Consider the following 14485-nt stretch of genomic DNA (forward strand, 5'->3'; position numbering starts at 1 on the left):
GCAGTATGTTATCTCTATATTTTAGTTAAGACTTATTGTCTTGATCTCCGATAAAGGTCTTCGACGATTTTTGACGAACGATAGCCAAAATCTGCCCCAAAACTATTTATGACCAGGCCCTTAATATTGTATTCTTCGGATGCTATGGCAAATACAATACTCTCATCTCCTGGATCTGTCATGCCTTCAAAACGATAGATTTCTTCAATTTTGAAATCGTCGGGAGATAACTCTAGAGACTTCTCGATGCAATAAATGCATTCTTTGTCTTCCGGGATTAAAAAATCGTGTGTGTATCCTCGTTTTTGTAAGTCATTGACCGCTTCACTCAAGGTATCGTAGACGTATCTTTGTTGATTCTGTTCCATGACGCTTTATCAATAGGTGGTTTTTGAAAAATAACTAACTCTTTTTTTGATCGTTGTGTATGTGCACAATTTAGTTAAAGGTACTAAATTTTATGCAATTGAAAACGTCACTCAGTTGCTATTAAAACGGTGTTACAAGGACGACCAATTTATAGATAGGATTTAGTCTGCTTTATTGACATAGTTTCTCTTGATATCCGCTAGGCTTAGACTTTTACTAAGGAATTCGATGTGTTTACCACGGAAGACCATCTTGGATGCAACACGTTCGCTGTCTTTGACAAAACGCATAAACTCCTTGAAATTTATAGACCGTTGTTTTCTGTCTGATTGGCTATGGTCACGGATTAGTTGGGCGAGATTATAATCGATATGGAGAGCAACAGAATTTTCTTTTGTTTGTTCAAACCAAATTAAAGGAGAGGTGTGATCATCCAAAAAGATACCAAAACAAACCTCTTGTTGGTCGTTCTCGAAGATAAAGGCTCTAAAATAAAAAAGTCCTATGTTGGTTGCGTCAACGAAAATAATATGTTTCATTAGGACTCCTATTGGTTCATTGTCTTAAATCTACAAAAATTCATTTTTATATCCAATTTAATTATATCCGCTAATGAAGCGAACTGACATTAAATTGTTTGTTGCTGTTTTGTTCTTCGGCTAGCACCAAATTTCTTACTTTTCCTCTATAAAAGAATCTGAATGGATGAGGTGAGCTACAAAATTCGCTTTTATATTGCGTGTAAAGGCGAATTTATGTAGGTTTGAGTAAGTATTATGAAAAACCCAATTAATCAGCTTAACATGAATCCATTTCCAATATTAGAAGGAGAACTGCAGCGTATCGAAAAGGAACTGTTGTTTCTAGATTGTATGTGTTTGGATATGTTGTATGATGATAAATTCATAAATGTGTTAAATCAATCTTCATTTCTGATTACTGTTCATGATGTGGAGGCATTTAAACCATTGTATATTAATGATAAAATGCGTTCGTTTTATGGGTTTAAGGAGAATAAATTGAAGGGGATGGATTATTTATATTACTTGACAACCATACATACATCTACATACCATACGCTGGTCGAATCCATTTCATTCTTCCGAAAAAATAAAGACGGTTTTTTAAACTTAAAATATAAGCTTAAAAACTATCAAAGTGTTTGGAAGGACACTGTAGGAAGCACAAAGACTATGATTTGGGACAAACGGGGGCAAGCCAAAATTGGGATCACGGTCATGGAAGAAAGGCTGGTTGAAATGGACACTTCTATTTTTTCGGAATTACTTAAGCTGACTGTGAGAGAAAGAGAAATAGCCCAATTATTGGTGTCGGGACTTAGCAAAAAAGAAGTCGCTACAAAGCTTTTTATTTCTGTAGCGACGGTCGAGACACATACTAAAAATGTGTATAAAAAATTGAAAGTTAATAAGATAGTCGAATTAGCCCAGTTGCTGGAACAGTTTCAGTCTACTATGGATGAGTGATCTTTTTATTCTCCAATAGCGTAGTAAATAAAACCTAATTTTTCCAGTTCTTCCCTATTGAGGAGCTTGCGCCCATCAAATATGAAAGAAGGGCTCTTCATACTTTGTTTGATCCTTTGCCAGTCGTATGATTTGAATTCGTCCCATTCGGTAAGGATTGCGACGGCGTGTGCATCTTTACAAGTTTCGTAAGGATCGTCATTAACCTCCACCAGAGATTGTGTCTCTGTGGAAGGACGGCTGTTTAGATATTCTAAATCAATAAACACCTTTTCTGCCGGCACCTTAGGATCATATACACTAATGCTAGCTTGTTCATTTAACAGGTGATCTGTAACATATATTGCTGCTGATTCCCGGGTGTCGTTGGTGTCTTTTTTAAATGCCCAACCTAGGATAGCAATTTTTTTTCCACTTACGGTGTTATATAATGTCTGAATGATTTTGTCTGCGAATCGTTGTTTTTGATGATCATTCATGAGGATTACCTGATCCCAGTAATCTGCTACCTCATTCAGGTTGTAAGATCGAGCGATGTAAACTAAGTTAAGGATATCTTTTTGGAAGCAAGATCCTCCAAATCCGACGGAAGCTTTCAGAAACTTAGCGCCTATACGGGAGTCCATTCCTATGGCTTTGGCTACCTCTTGGACATCTGCTCCTGTTTTTTCACAGAGTTCAGAGATTGAGTTTATCGAGGATACACGTTGTGCTAGAAAAGCATTGGCGGTAAGCTTGGATAGTTCCGAAGACCAGAGATTTGTCGTTAGGATCTTATCTCTGTCGACCCATCTAGCGTAAACGTTGACCAATGCTTGTATCGCATCTTGGTCTTCTCCTCCGATGAGGACACGGTCTGGTTGGAGGAGATCTTGTACGGCTGTGCCTTCTGCCAAAAATTCAGGATTAGAAAGAATATGGAAGTTTACTCCGGAGTTTGTGTTGTGCAAGATGCTTTTTAATGCTGCCGCAGTACGGACAGGGAGTGTTGACTTTTCGACTACGATTTTATCTGAAGTCGCTACATCAGCAATCTGACGGGCACACAATTCAATGTATTTAAGATCGGCGGCCATCCCCTTACCTTTACCATAGTTTTTGGTTGGCGTATTTACAGAAATAAAAATCATGTCTGCTTCGTCGATAGCCTTTTCTACGTCTGTAGAAAAAAAGAGATTACGTCCCCGAGATTCGGCGACAATGGCTGAAAGGCCAGGCTCATATATAGGGAGTTGCTCCAAATCTGGATGATTCCATGCTGCAATTCGCTCTGCATTCATGTCTACAAGTGTGATCTGAATATCTGGACATTGCTGGGCGATGACCGACATAGTAGGACCTCCTACGTAACCAGCGCCGATGCAGCATATTTTTTTTATGGTAAAAGCCATTTCCAATCAAGTTTTGAAATACAAAATTAGCTAATTTATCGTGAATTTGTAGAGTTGTGAATTCGTAAAGTTGTGAAGAGGTAAAATCGTCTTAACTTTATCTAACGCTCTTAATCTGGAATGTGGGGAATTTTGATTTTTAATTTTTAATTTTGAGGTGAAGGCAATTTAATAGTTGAGTATGGATATACAGCAGGTTTTTACGTATGTGTTTGGAGCATTGATTGTTCTAGTGCCTCTATTTGCACTCTACAGATGCTTGGTGAATCCGCAAGTTGGCAAAGTAGATAAGCTACTTTGGGGCATAGGTATATTGATTATTCCTGTATTTGGAGGGTTAGTATATCTGTTTATGAATGAGGTGCCAAAAGAACGGTTGTAGGGGTTTGGATTTAAAAGTTAGGGGGCATAGTTGATTACGAAAGAAACAATTGATAAGGTACTAGATACGGCTCGTATCGAAGAAGTGGTAGGTGAATTTGTCGATCTCAAAAAGAGGGGTACATCTCTTATTGGTAACTGTCCTTTTCATAATGAAAAAACACCGTCATTTCATGTCTCGGTAGCTAAGGGGATCTATAAATGCTTCGGCTGTGGTGCCGGAGGAGATTCGCTTAAGTTTGTCATGGAATTGGAGAAATTTTCCTATCCAGAGGCAATACGTTACTTGGCCAGTAAATATAGTATAGAGATTGCCGAGGTAGAGCGTAGCCCAGCACAGATGGCTGCTCAAGATAAGCGGGAGTCTTTATATGTATTGAGCCAGTGGGCAGGAAAGTTTTTCAAACAACAGATTTGGGAGACTGATCTAGGAAAATCGATTGGACTATCTTATTTTAAAGAAAGAGGGTATCGGGACGATATCATCAAGAAGTTTGATTTGGGGTATTCGCCAGATCAATGGACAGCTTTGGTAGATGCCGCAAAAAAAGATGGATTCCAGGAAGCGTATATTGCCGAGATTGGCTTAGCCATAGAAAGAGATGATAAAAGTCTGTATGATCGGTTTCGTGGAAGGGTGATTTTTCCTATACATAATCTGACAGGGAGAATTATCGGTTTTGGTGGACGTACATTGAAGACCGAGAAATCGGTACCTAAATATGTTAACTCTCCAGAAAGTGAAATATACCATAAGTCTGATGTCCTATATGGTCTAAATCATGCTAAGAAGGCCATAATGGATGCTGATCTGTGTTATTTGGTCGAGGGGTATGCTGATGTCATAGCGATGCATCAAGCTGGAGTGGAGAATGTGGTGTCTTCCTCAGGCACCTCGCTGACTTCGGGACAGATCAAGCTTATTTCGCGTTTTACCAAGAATGTAGTAATTCTGTACGACGGAGATGCAGCGGGCATTAAAGCTTCACTCCGAGGGACGGATATGTTGCTCGAGGAAGGGTTGAATGTAAAAGTGTTACTTTTCCCGGATGGGAATGACCCAGACTCTTATATTAAAGAGGTCGGATCTAATGCTTTTATAGAATATATAGCCGCACATCAGGAAGATTTTATTTTTTATAAGACACATATTTTACTCAAAGACGCTAAGGATGATCCTATAAAGCGAGCTGAGGTGATTCGTGAGGTTGTGGAGAGTATTGCGTTGATTCCGGATGAAATTAAGGTGTCTGTGTTCATCCGTCAGTGTAGCTCGTTGTTAGATATCGAAGAACGTATCTTATTGTCTGAGCTGAATAAAATCCGTCTCACCCGGGCGAAAGCACAGGAGAAAAAGGGAGGCGGAAAGACGGTGTCGGCACCCGTTTTTGTGGGACCAGAGGGAGATATGCCACCACCTGATTTTTTCATGACGGAAGAAGAAAGGGGTGAAAGTGGGGTGGGAACTGATTCGGTATCACAACCGATTACTGCTGAGATACTGCAGGAACGGGAAATAGTTCGGATTTTGCTGAATTATGGTCGTGAGCTGGTGAGTTGGGAAGGCAATGGCGATATTCCTGTGGCTCCTTATCTATTGGGGAGTATAGATGATCTGACTTTTGAAGACCGGGCCAGTGCTGTTATTGTGGAAGAATTTAAAAAGCAGGCAGAGGCATTCGAGGTACCTGAAGCACGTTTTTTTTTCGCGCACGAAAATGAGGAAGTTGCTAAACTAGCGATAGATAGTATAGCAACACGGTATGAAATCAGTGCTAACTGGAATGACGATAAGCGGAAAATATACGTGACTAGGGAGATTGAGCATTTGAAGGAATTGGTGATTCAGGCTATATACCGAATAAAGAAAAGAAAGTTTGCTTCTGAAATGCATAAGATAAGAGAGGAGCTCAAGTTGCCGCTTAGTGCCGAGGATATGGAGATCGCGTTGCATAAGTACCAGAAGCTGAAAGAAGGTGAACAGTTGCTCGGTAATTTATTGGGTAATACGATCGTGAAATAAGTGCTATTTTTTGGAGATTGAGGTCGTGAATACGAAGCTTTTTCTATAAGTTTACATAAAGCTTGTCTAGGTATATGGCGCAACATCTGTCTTCAGGTCGATACGGTGAACAGCTCGGAGTTGATTACATTCTTAAAGCTGGGTATACGGTGTTGTATAGGAACTGGAGATACCGCTATTGGGAGGTAGATATTGTAGCCATGGATGGCGATACCTTGGTCTTTATAGAGGTAAAGAGTCGTACGAATACCGCATTCGGTGAGCCCGTAGAATTTGTAAATTGGAAGAAAAAAAGAAATTTGGTCAAACTGGCCGAAGCTTATATAAAAATAAATAGTTTTCAGGGAGAGATACGATTTGATATTATCGCTGTGTACCTGAAATCTGGAAAGATAGAATTGATTAAAGATGCCTTTTGGAACGAGTAGTGTAAGTGCAGATGAATAGGTAGTAAAAAATAAATACATCCCGATGAAGAAAAGATCAGTCGCCCTAATGTGTGTAGCCATGTTGGTTACAGTAATAGGTTGTAAAACCCAAAAAGGCAAATTAGAGTTTGTAAGCCCAGATTCAGGAAAACGAATCGCCTATGGAGAACAAGTAAAATTGACGTTGAATTTTCCTAACGCGACGATAGATTCTGTTGTTTATTCTATCGACGGCAATGTGATTGAAACAAAAAGAGATACTGCTTCTATATCATTTGATACGAAACAGTATGGTTTAGGGGATCGGTCGCTGTCTGCGAAAGTTTATGCTGAAGGAAAGGAAGATATTGCCTATAGTAATGTGATGGTCGTTCCCCCCAATGCAAAGAATTTTGGGTTTGAGGTGGTTAACACTTTTCCCCACGACTCCGAGTCCTTTACCCAGGGACTACAATATCAGGATGGTGTCATGTACGAATCCTCGGGAAGGTATGAGAAATCTCAATTGAGAAAGGTTGATCTTCAGACGGGGAAAGTATTAAAATCTATCAAGTTGGATGATAAGTATTTTGCAGAAGGGATGACGATCGTAGATGGTAAAATTGTACTGTTGACTTGGCAAGAAAATATAGCGCTGATCTATAATAAGGATAGTTTTGTGCAGGTAGGGTCTTTTAACTATAGCAATAGCAAAGAGGGGTGGGGATTGACCTATGACGGTGAAAGAATGATCAAATCTGACGGGACCAATCGGTTATATTTCTTAAATGCAAAGACAGGGACGGAGGAATCATCTGTAGCAGTATATGATGAAAATGGAGCGGTGGATAGTCTTAACGAATTAGAGTTTATTGACGGTAAGGTATATGCGAATGTTTATGGGCAGGAGGTTATTGTCATTATTGACCCTAAAACTGGGGCTGTAGAGGGGAGGATCAACCTAGTGGGTATGTATGATGAAAATCGCCAACCGACAGATAATGAGTTAAATGGTATAGCTTATGACCATCAGGCCAAGCGATTGTTTGTAACCGGCAAGCTGTGGTCAAAACTATTTGAGATTAAATTGGTCGTCCGTTAGTCTGCGGGGCGACCTTGATTAAGGTAATATTGTTTTTTTCTGAATCTGAAGCGAGAAAGGTATTTTTTCGTTCAGCTCTATGTATCCTGCAGACGCCTCTTCGTCAAGGCGGTCGGGATATAGAATTCCGTTGAGATGGTCAATCTCATGCTGGAATATTACAGCTGTAAAGCCTTCAATATTCTCTTCTATAACTTGTCCTTCCTTATCTTGGTATTGTATTCTGATAGCGTAACTGCGATGTATACTTTCTTTTCGATCTGGAATAGAAAGGCAGCCCTCTGTACCTAGACGAATGAGTTGCGACTTCCAGGTTATTTTTGGATTAATATAGCATTCAAAAGGGTCATCATTTTTATCAAAACGTTGTACCCAGATTATGTTCCTGTTGATACCGATTTGGGGAGCGGCAATTCCTACACCTGAATGAGCAGGATCTTGTACCGTGAGTAGCATACGTGCCTTTAAGATGGGCAATAATGGATCGGCGTGATGTATATCTAATGATACATTTTTCAAAACTTTTAGCTCTGATTTATCGGTTGTTTGGTAGACGTGTAATTTGCTGTGTTTGTCACCAAAAAGAATGATCTCCTTTTCGTGTTTATTAAAACCTTCTGCTTTAGTGTGTTCCATTTTGCTTTTTTCCGTTGTTGATACTGCCTTTACCTGAGCAAGTGCGGGTGTAGTCGCCATAAGTAAGAAATACGAGATGACAGTGTAACTATTTTTTAATTTCATGCTGCCTTTAAAATAGAATTTAAATCTACACTTTTTTTCAATGGGACAAATGTTATTTGTTTTTAAATAGATAGACGCTATCCTCAAAATGGAATTGTACCTTTGTGAAAAAAAGAAGATTATGCGGTTGATGGCATTTGATTATGGGACTAAGCGGATCGGAATTGCGGTTTCTGATCCTTTACAGATCATCGCTACGGCATTGGATACAGTTCATCCGGAGAAAATATGGGATTTTTTAAAAAGCTATCTGCAACAAGAGCAGGTGGAGACATTTGTGGTGGGTAAGCCCCTGCAGACGGATGGAACCGATTCAGAAGCTGCCCAGCACGTAGTCGGGTTTGTCCGTAAATTGCAACGGGAATACCCCGGAGTATCGATAGTACATGTTGACGAAAGATTTACTTCAAAAATAGCTTCTCAAACTATTGCGCAGAGTGGGATGAAAAAAAATAAAAGAAAAGAAAAAGGGCTTGTAGATACAATATCTGCAACACTTATATTACAGACTTATATGGATACTCAAAAATATTAATTATGGCATTACGGAATATAGCTTTTTTTTCGGAAGATACTGATTACACGTTGAAGGAAAAAGCGAAGATTCGAGAATGGATTAATCTTGCCATTCAAGGAGAGGGCTTTAAGAGAATAAGTGATTTGAATTTTATATTTTGTTCAGACGAATACCTTCTCGATATCAACAAGCAGTATCTTAATCATGACACCTATACCGATATCGTAACATTTGATTCGTCTGAGGAGGAGGAGGTAATAGCGGGGGATGTATTTATCTCTATTGATAGGATCCGAGACAACTCTTCCAAGTTCAAAGTATCGGAAAGGGATGAGCTGCATCGTGTTATTATTCATGGGGTGATGCATCTTTGTGGTTATCACGATAAAAATAAGGCAGATAAGGAGGAGATGACTGCCAAAGAAAATGAATACTTAAGCAAACGAGAGTTTTAGCTAAGTCTATTTAAAAAGCCCCGAAAACTGATGTTTTCGGGGCTTTTTAAATATTGGTGATTAGCTTAAAATCTTTCGAATTGAGAAAAGAAGAAACTACCTTCAATCGCTGCATTCTCGTCGGAATCAGAGCCGTGAATTGCGTTAGCGTCGATAGATTTAGCGTATTTGTTACGGATAGTACCTTCTGCAGCATCTGCCGGGTTTGTCGCTCCGATCAATGTACGGAAGTCTTCAATTGCGTTATCTTTTTCAAGGATTGCAGCTACGATAGGGCCAGAAGACATGAAGTCTACCAATTCCCCGTAAAAAGGACGTGCTTTATGAACCGCGTAAAACTCACCTGCTGTTTCTTTTGTAAGGCTAATGTATTTCATTGCGACGATTTTGAAGCCACCTGCAATAATATCATTTAAAATAGCTCCGATATGCCCATTTGCTACTGCATCTGGCTTTATCATCGTAAATGTTCTGTTTGTTGCCATTGTATTATAATTTTTTTGCAAAGATAAAAGAATAATGATAAAAGATTAAAGATTAGCGATAAAAGATTCCTTCCCACTTATCCAAAAGTTATTTAACTTTGTAGTATGTCAAAAAATCTGCAGGTTACGATTGATAAGGATTCAGGATTTTGCTTCGGTGTGGTTTATGCTATTGATATGGCCGAAGAAATCCTGGAAGAAGAGGGGTATCTTTATTGTCTAGGCGACATTGTCCATAACGATGAAGAAGTGGCTCGCTTAAAAGCCAAGGGACTACGTATTATTAGTCATGATGCACTTCCAGATTTGCAGAATGAAAAAGTATTGATCCGTGCCCATGGCGAAGCGCCAGAAACTTATCGCATTGCCTTGGAAAATAATATCACGCTTATCGATGCCTCTTGTCCTGTCGTGTTAAAGCTTCAGAATAGGATTAAGACTTCGTATGATGACTCCGAGAAGATTTTAATCTTTGGTAAGCATGGGCACGCTGAAGTAATAGGCCTTCAAGGACAAACCAATAATGAGGCTCTAGTGTTTCAGGATATTGATGAGCTGGATAATATAGAGTTGCCTCCGTCTTTCACATTGTATAGCCAGACTACCAAAAGTGTTGATAAGTTTTATGCCATAAAGAAAGAACTTATAGATAGAGGCTATGAAGTAAAAGCGAATGATACTATCTGTAGGCAGGTCTCTAACCGTTATGAAGATTTAGGTGATTTTGCAAAGCAATATGATCGCGTAGTATTTGTTTCTGGGAAGAAATCTTCTAATGGTAAAGTCCTTTATGATGTTTGTAAGGCCGCAAATCCAAATTCTTATTTTATATCTGAGTTGGAGGAATTAGATTTGTCGTTGTTTAACGAAGGCGAAGCGATAGGAATTTGTGGGGCTACTTCCACACCTATGTGGCTGATGAAGGAAATCAAAGTTGCCCTCGAATCATTGTAGCTAGGTCATACAATTTTCATATTAAATGTGTCTCAGGGACATAATCTATTTTTTTGTATAATTTTGTATTAATGAACAAACAGGCTAAAAAAGGAGTCTTGTTGGTGCAATTGGGTACGCCCGATGCTGCCGCTACTCCTGAAGTGCAAAGATATCTTACCGAGTTTTTAATGGATGGACGCGTAATGGATATTCCTTATTTGAGTCGTACATTACTTGTAAAGGGAATCATAGTACCTAGAAGGGCAGCTAATTCTGCAGCAACGTATAAGACGATTTGGGACGAGAATACAGGCTCTCCATTGATGTATTATAGTTTGCTGCAAAAGGAAATGCTGCAAGCAGAGTTGGGTGAAGAATATCACGTTGAACTTGCGATGAGATATCAAAATCCTTCGATAGAGTCTGCGTTAAAAAAGATGGAAGGAATGCTGTTGGAATCTATCAAAGTAGTGCCTTTGTTTCCGCAGTATGCATCCGCTACTACAGGTTCGGTAATAGAGAAAGTGATGGAAATTATGCGTAAATGGCAATATTTCCCAAGTGTTTCTTTTGTAAATAGCTACTGTGAAAATGAGGATATGGTAGCGGTGTTTGCAGAGAATGGTAAAAAACATAATATTGATGAATTTGATCATATTTTGTTTAGTTATCACGGCCTGCCCGTGCGTCAATTAGGTAAGGTTGATCCTACCGGTGAACTGAAGTGTCCAGATGCTGGTTGTGACACCTGTCGAAAAGAGCTAAATACCTTTTGTTATCTCTCGCAATGCTATGCAACAACGCGCGCTATTTCTTCTAAATTAGGATTAGCACCGGATAGGTTTACAGTTTGTTTTCAATCACGATTGGGTAAGACTCCATGGATACAGCCTTATACGTCAGATGTGTTACATGATTTAGCTCAAAAAGGAGTCAAAAAATTATTAGTATTCAGCCCTGCCTTTGTGGCAGATTGTATTGAGACATTAGATGAGATCCAGGTTGAATATGCGGATGAGTTTAAAGCTCTCGGGGGAGAGGAAGTGGTGATGGTAGAAAGCTTAAATGATAATCCGAGATGGATCGCTTCGCTAAAGCGATTGGTACTCTCAAATTGATAAAACTATGTTGATTTTCAACTCTATTTTCTTATTTTTCTTAGATTTCTACATATTTTTCGCTCTTAGAGCAACAAAGATAAGTTTCGTTCGCAAGAAATGGTTCACGGTAGTTTGGTGGGCCTATTCCTTAAGTTTATTGGCCGGGGTGTTTATATCTTTCAAGTTTAATATCCCATTGATGTATCGCTCCATTATTTTGGTGCTTTTCTTCATGACAGCAGTTAGCAAATTTATATACGTTATTGTTTTGCTAATTGACGACTTAAGACGTGGTGGTGTGTGGGTCTCACGACTTTTTTCGTCAAAAGCTGGAAAATCGATAGAAGAAAGGGTTGAAGAGCTAGAAAAGCCTCTTCCTGAGCAACCGAAAAATGGGATTAGTCGATCCGATTTTTTACTGAAATCAGGGCTTGTGGTGGCTTCGTTACCCATGTTTCCGCTTGCTTGGGGCGTGCTCTCAAGTGCCTATGATTACCGTGTCAGACGGCAAAAGTTAGTGTTACCCAATCTTCCCAAATCCTTCCATGGTTTTAAAATTGCACAAATATCCGATGTTCATTCCGGGTCTTTTTATAATAAGAAGGCTGTCTTGGGAGGTATAGAGATGCTTTTGGGAGAAAAGCCTGATGCGATCTTCTTTACAGGTGATCTGGTTAATAATGTAGCTTCCGAAATGAGAGATTATCAAGATATTTTTTCAAAGCTACATGCAGATTTTGGTGTGTATTCTACCTTGGGAAATCATGATTATGGAGATTATTACTATGGGAAAGAAGATAGTGCTGCAAAACGTAAGAACCTAAAAGACGTAATCGATACCCACAAAGTAATGGGTTGGGATCTTCTTATGGATGAAAACCGGATATTAAAAGTAGGTAATGAAGAGATCTCTATAGTTGGTGTTCAAAATTGGGGAACTGGCAGATTTCCAAAAAAGGGAGATCTAAATAAGGCCCTTATTGGCACAGAGGACAAAGCTGTTAAGTTGTTATTATCTCACGATCCCTCACATTGGCGGGCGCAAGTGTTAGATACAGATATTGATGTTATGTTTGCAGGGCATACGCACGGTATGCAGTTCGGCGTCCGTGGTGAGCATTTTCAATGGAGTCCTGCAAAATATATTTATAAAGAATGGGCAGGATTGTATGAAGAAAATCAGCAAAAGCTTTATGTTAATACGGGATATGGCTTTTTGGGCTATCCCGGGAGAGTTGGGATACTGCCTGAAATAACGATTTTTGAGTTAGCTACCTCATAAAAAACAAAGCCTGTAGAAAACTTCTACAGGCTTTGTTTTTTACAAAGATAATATTTCTACGATCCGTAAGAGGTTATCGTTGATTTTATCAATATGCTTGATTGCTTTATCAAAAGGTGTGAATTGTACTTGGCCACATATTAACCCGGCCATTTCGCCTCTTCGTCCTTCTAAAAGTCCTTCAACGGATGCTACACCGAGTCGACTAGCAAGTACACGGTCCATGCATGATGGCTTTCCACCACGTTGTATATGTCCCAATATGGATACACGTACATCGTAATGTGGAAAACTCTCTTTAATCTTTTCCGCTACAACGAGACCACCTTCGTTGTCACCTTCAGCGACGATAATGATTCTAGAGGATTTATTTTTTCTACTCTGATCCAGACGCTTCATGATCGCCTGATAGTCTACCTCAAGTTCTGGGATAAGAACCGCTTCAGCTCCCGTACTAATTCCAGAACGAATAGCTATAAGTCCTGAATCGCGTCCCATTACTTCTACAACAAATAATCTATCGTGTGATTCGGCTGTATCTCTGATCTTATCGACGGCGTCTACTACTGTATTGATAGCCGTATCATAACCAATCGTGAAGTCGGTTCCTGCAAGATCGTTGTCAATTGTGCCAGGTATACCTACGATAGGAATATCAAACTCTTCAATAAATTTAGATGCTCCTGTAAATGTACCGTCTCCGCCAATAACAACAAGTGCATTAATGCCTAAGTTTTTTATGTTTTCGTAGGCTTTTTTACGTCCTTCTATTGTTCTAAATTCATCGCTTCGAGCTGTTTTTAGGATTGTTCCACCCCGTTGGATGATATTAGCAACAGATTTGGCATCCATGGATATAATCTCTCCGTTAACTAATCCGTCATACCCACGGCGTACACCAAACATATTGGCACCATGGTATATACCTGCCCGAACTACAGCACGTATCGCAGCATTCATTCCGGGAGAGTCTCCTCCTGAGGTTAAAACAGCTATATTCTTAATTTCACTCATATCTCCAAACCTAGATAAATTTATTTTCAAGTGCAAAATAATTGTTAGATGCATCAAGAAAAACAATACAAAAATAACAACATTTGTTTTTTCATGTTGTTATTTTTGTATTAAAAGTATTGTTATTTTGCTTTGAATGCATCGATTCCGGATTGTAGGAACGCTGCATACTTCTCGATGTCGTACACGGCTCCACCGGTAGGAACCAACAACTCACCTTCGTTATCCAACAGCGCGTACAAAGGCTGGGAATTGCTCTGGAATTTAGATATCTGGAAGTCTGCATTACGCTTGCTCACCGTATTGATTTTCTTACCTGTCTGTTTAGATACGTAATGTTCGCTTTCAGGCAGTGTAAGGACCTTGTCATCCACATAGAGCTCAACGAGGATAAATTCGTTGTTGAGCATTGCTCTGACCTTAGGACTGCTCCATACCTCAGCTTCCATCTTACGGCAGTTGACACAGTTCCAGCCTGTAAAATCTACCAACAACGGTTTCTTCTGTTCTTTGGCAGCAGCTAACGCTTCGTCGTAATCGTAGTAAGGATCCAACCCTTTGATCGTTGACTTGCTATGGAAGTAGGTATAATGTTTACGGCTTGCCGCAGCGGGATCTGCCGTATGCCCGCCACCTCCACCCGAGGCCATATTGTTCAGATCAAAATCCTGTGTACCTATAGGAGGTAAGAATGCCGATATCGCTTTCAGAGGCGCTCCCCATAGACCGGGCACCATGTACACCACAAAGGAGAATACCAATATAGCGAACATCGTACGTGGAATGGAAAGAAAC

17 protein-coding genes are annotated in these 14485 nt (G+C 39.6%); 10 read left to right on the top strand and 7 right to left on the bottom strand.

The annotated features are described in order from the left end of the window. Positions 1-32: 32 nt before the first annotated feature. Complete coding sequence (locus tag B5X76_RS14400; protein WP_079644046.1) at positions 33-368, bottom strand: phosphoribosylpyrophosphate synthetase; 336 nt, start codon at positions 366-368, stop codon at positions 33-35. 162 nt (positions 369-530) lie between these two features. Then, positions 531-908, bottom strand: a complete 378-nt coding sequence (locus tag B5X76_RS14405; RefSeq protein ID WP_079644048.1) for a hypothetical protein — start codon at positions 906-908, stop codon at positions 531-533. Positions 909-1145: 237 nt separating this feature from the next. On the opposite strand from B5X76_RS14405, the gene B5X76_RS14410 reads away from it, so the two are divergent. After that, entirely contained in the window at positions 1146-1856 is a 711-nt protein-coding gene (locus tag B5X76_RS14410; RefSeq protein WP_079644050.1) for a helix-turn-helix transcriptional regulator, read from the top strand. A 5-nt stretch (positions 1857-1861) separates the two neighbouring features. Here B5X76_RS14410 and B5X76_RS14415 read toward each other — a convergent pair whose 3' ends face one another. After that, positions 1862-3247, bottom strand: coding sequence for a nucleotide sugar dehydrogenase (locus B5X76_RS14415; protein ID WP_079644052.1), 1386 nt, complete (start codon positions 3245-3247; stop codon positions 1862-1864). 181 nt (positions 3248-3428) lie between these two features. Here B5X76_RS14415 and B5X76_RS14420 point away from each other — a divergent pair, with 181 nt between their 5' ends. From B5X76_RS14420 to B5X76_RS14435, 4 genes are all read left to right on the top strand, one after another. Continuing rightward, positions 3429-3629: a PLDc N-terminal domain-containing protein gene (locus B5X76_RS14420; RefSeq protein WP_079644054.1), complete on the top strand. Its 201-nt coding sequence runs from the start codon at positions 3429-3431 to the stop codon at positions 3627-3629. Positions 3630-3659: 30 nt separating this feature from the next. Next, the gene (gene dnaG / locus B5X76_RS14425) at positions 3660-5651 is read left to right on the top strand and encodes a DNA primase (RefSeq protein ID WP_079644056.1); all 1992 of its coding nucleotides are present in this window, start codon (positions 3660-3662) and stop codon (positions 5649-5651) included. A 74-nt stretch (positions 5652-5725) separates the two neighbouring features. Beyond that, positions 5726-6079 (top strand): YraN family protein, encoded by a 354-nt coding sequence (locus B5X76_RS14430; RefSeq protein ID WP_079644058.1) that lies wholly within the window; start codon positions 5726-5728, stop codon positions 6077-6079. Between the two features lie 43 nt (positions 6080-6122). Beyond that, positions 6123-7160: a glutaminyl-peptide cyclotransferase gene (locus tag B5X76_RS14435; protein WP_079644060.1), complete on the top strand. Its 1038-nt coding sequence runs from the start codon at positions 6123-6125 to the stop codon at positions 7158-7160. A gap of 18 nt (positions 7161-7178) precedes the next feature. On the opposite strand, the gene def is transcribed toward B5X76_RS14435, so the two are convergent. Continuing rightward, positions 7179-7901: a peptide deformylase gene (gene def / locus B5X76_RS14440; RefSeq protein ID WP_217699661.1), complete on the bottom strand. Its 723-nt coding sequence runs from the start codon at positions 7899-7901 to the stop codon at positions 7179-7181. Positions 7902-8022: 121 nt separating this feature from the next. On the opposite strand from def, the gene ruvX reads away from it, so the two are divergent. After that, complete coding sequence (gene ruvX, locus B5X76_RS14445; RefSeq protein ID WP_079644090.1) at positions 8023-8436, top strand: Holliday junction resolvase RuvX; 414 nt, start codon at positions 8023-8025, stop codon at positions 8434-8436. A 2-nt stretch (positions 8437-8438) separates the two neighbouring features. Next, on the top strand, positions 8439-8873 hold the full coding sequence (gene ybeY / locus B5X76_RS14450) for an rRNA maturation RNase YbeY (RefSeq protein WP_079644062.1): 435 nt from the start codon (positions 8439-8441) through the stop codon (positions 8871-8873). A 65-nt stretch (positions 8874-8938) separates the two neighbouring features. Here ybeY and B5X76_RS14455 read toward each other — a convergent pair whose 3' ends face one another. Continuing rightward, the gene (locus B5X76_RS14455; RefSeq protein ID WP_079644064.1) at positions 8939-9358 is read right to left on the bottom strand and encodes a nucleoside-diphosphate kinase; all 420 of its coding nucleotides are present in this window, start codon (positions 9356-9358) and stop codon (positions 8939-8941) included. Positions 9359-9463: 105 nt separating this feature from the next. Here B5X76_RS14455 and B5X76_RS14460 point away from each other — a divergent pair, with 105 nt between their 5' ends. The 3 genes from B5X76_RS14460 to B5X76_RS14470 all read left to right on the top strand — a co-directional run bounded on the left by B5X76_RS14460 (position 9464) and on the right by B5X76_RS14470 (position 12676). Beyond that, positions 9464-10312 (top strand): 4-hydroxy-3-methylbut-2-enyl diphosphate reductase, encoded by an 849-nt coding sequence (locus B5X76_RS14460; RefSeq protein ID WP_079644066.1) that lies wholly within the window; start codon positions 9464-9466, stop codon positions 10310-10312. 71 nt (positions 10313-10383) lie between these two features. After that, positions 10384-11412: a ferrochelatase gene (gene hemH / locus B5X76_RS14465; protein ID WP_079644068.1), complete on the top strand. Its 1029-nt coding sequence runs from the start codon at positions 10384-10386 to the stop codon at positions 11410-11412. Positions 11413-11419: 7 nt separating this feature from the next. Continuing rightward, positions 11420-12676, top strand: a complete 1257-nt coding sequence (locus B5X76_RS14470) for a metallophosphoesterase (protein WP_079644070.1) — start codon at positions 11420-11422, stop codon at positions 12674-12676. 39 nt (positions 12677-12715) lie between these two features. On the opposite strand, the gene pfkA is transcribed toward B5X76_RS14470, so the two are convergent. Then, the gene (gene pfkA, locus B5X76_RS14475) at positions 12716-13690 is read right to left on the bottom strand and encodes a 6-phosphofructokinase (protein WP_079644092.1); all 975 of its coding nucleotides are present in this window, start codon (positions 13688-13690) and stop codon (positions 12716-12718) included. Between the two features lie 122 nt (positions 13691-13812). Further along, the coding region (locus B5X76_RS14480) for a thioredoxin family protein (RefSeq protein ID WP_139375328.1) at positions 13813-14485 on the bottom strand (673 nt) is incomplete at its 5' end.

The sequence above is a fragment of the Sphingobacterium nematocida genome (assembly GCF_900168125.1).
Taxonomy (GTDB): domain Bacteria; phylum Bacteroidota; class Bacteroidia; order Sphingobacteriales; family Sphingobacteriaceae; genus Sphingobacterium; species Sphingobacterium nematocida.

Bases quoted from the DNA above. Each gene is read 5' to 3' on its own strand.
- ybeY (WP_079644062.1), top strand. From the start codon at position 8,439: ATGGCATTACGGAATATAGCTTTTTTTTCGGAAGATACTGATTACACG.
- B5X76_RS14405 (WP_079644048.1), bottom strand. From the start codon at position 908: ATGAAACATATTATTTTCGTTGACGCAACCAACATAGGACTTTTTTAT.
- def (WP_217699661.1), bottom strand. From the start codon at position 7,901: ATGAAATTAAAAAATAGTTACACTGTCATCTCGTATTTCTTACTTATG.
- pfkA (WP_079644092.1), bottom strand. From the start codon at position 13,690: ATGAGTGAAATTAAGAATATAGCTGTTTTAACCTCAGGAGGAGACTCT.
- B5X76_RS14435 (WP_079644060.1), top strand. From the start codon at position 6,123: ATGAAGAAAAGATCAGTCGCCCTAATGTGTGTAGCCATGTTGGTTACA.
- B5X76_RS14400 (WP_079644046.1), bottom strand. From the start codon at position 368: ATGGAACAGAATCAACAAAGATACGTCTACGATACCTTGAGTGAAGCG.
- hemH (WP_079644068.1), top strand. From the start codon at position 10,384: ATGAACAAACAGGCTAAAAAAGGAGTCTTGTTGGTGCAATTGGGTACG.
- B5X76_RS14460 (WP_079644066.1), top strand. From the start codon at position 9,464: ATGTCAAAAAATCTGCAGGTTACGATTGATAAGGATTCAGGATTTTGC.
- B5X76_RS14455 (WP_079644064.1), bottom strand. From the start codon at position 9,358: ATGGCAACAAACAGAACATTTACGATGATAAAGCCAGATGCAGTAGCA.
- ruvX (WP_079644090.1), top strand. From the start codon at position 8,023: ATGCGGTTGATGGCATTTGATTATGGGACTAAGCGGATCGGAATTGCG.
- B5X76_RS14415 (WP_079644052.1), bottom strand. From the start codon at position 3,247: ATGGCTTTTACCATAAAAAAAATATGCTGCATCGGCGCTGGTTACGTA.
- B5X76_RS14430 (WP_079644058.1), top strand. From the start codon at position 5,726: ATGGCGCAACATCTGTCTTCAGGTCGATACGGTGAACAGCTCGGAGTT.
- B5X76_RS14410 (WP_079644050.1), top strand. From the start codon at position 1,146: ATGAAAAACCCAATTAATCAGCTTAACATGAATCCATTTCCAATATTA.
- B5X76_RS14420 (WP_079644054.1), top strand. From the start codon at position 3,429: ATGGATATACAGCAGGTTTTTACGTATGTGTTTGGAGCATTGATTGTT.
- B5X76_RS14470 (WP_079644070.1), top strand. From the start codon at position 11,420: ATGTTGATTTTCAACTCTATTTTCTTATTTTTCTTAGATTTCTACATA.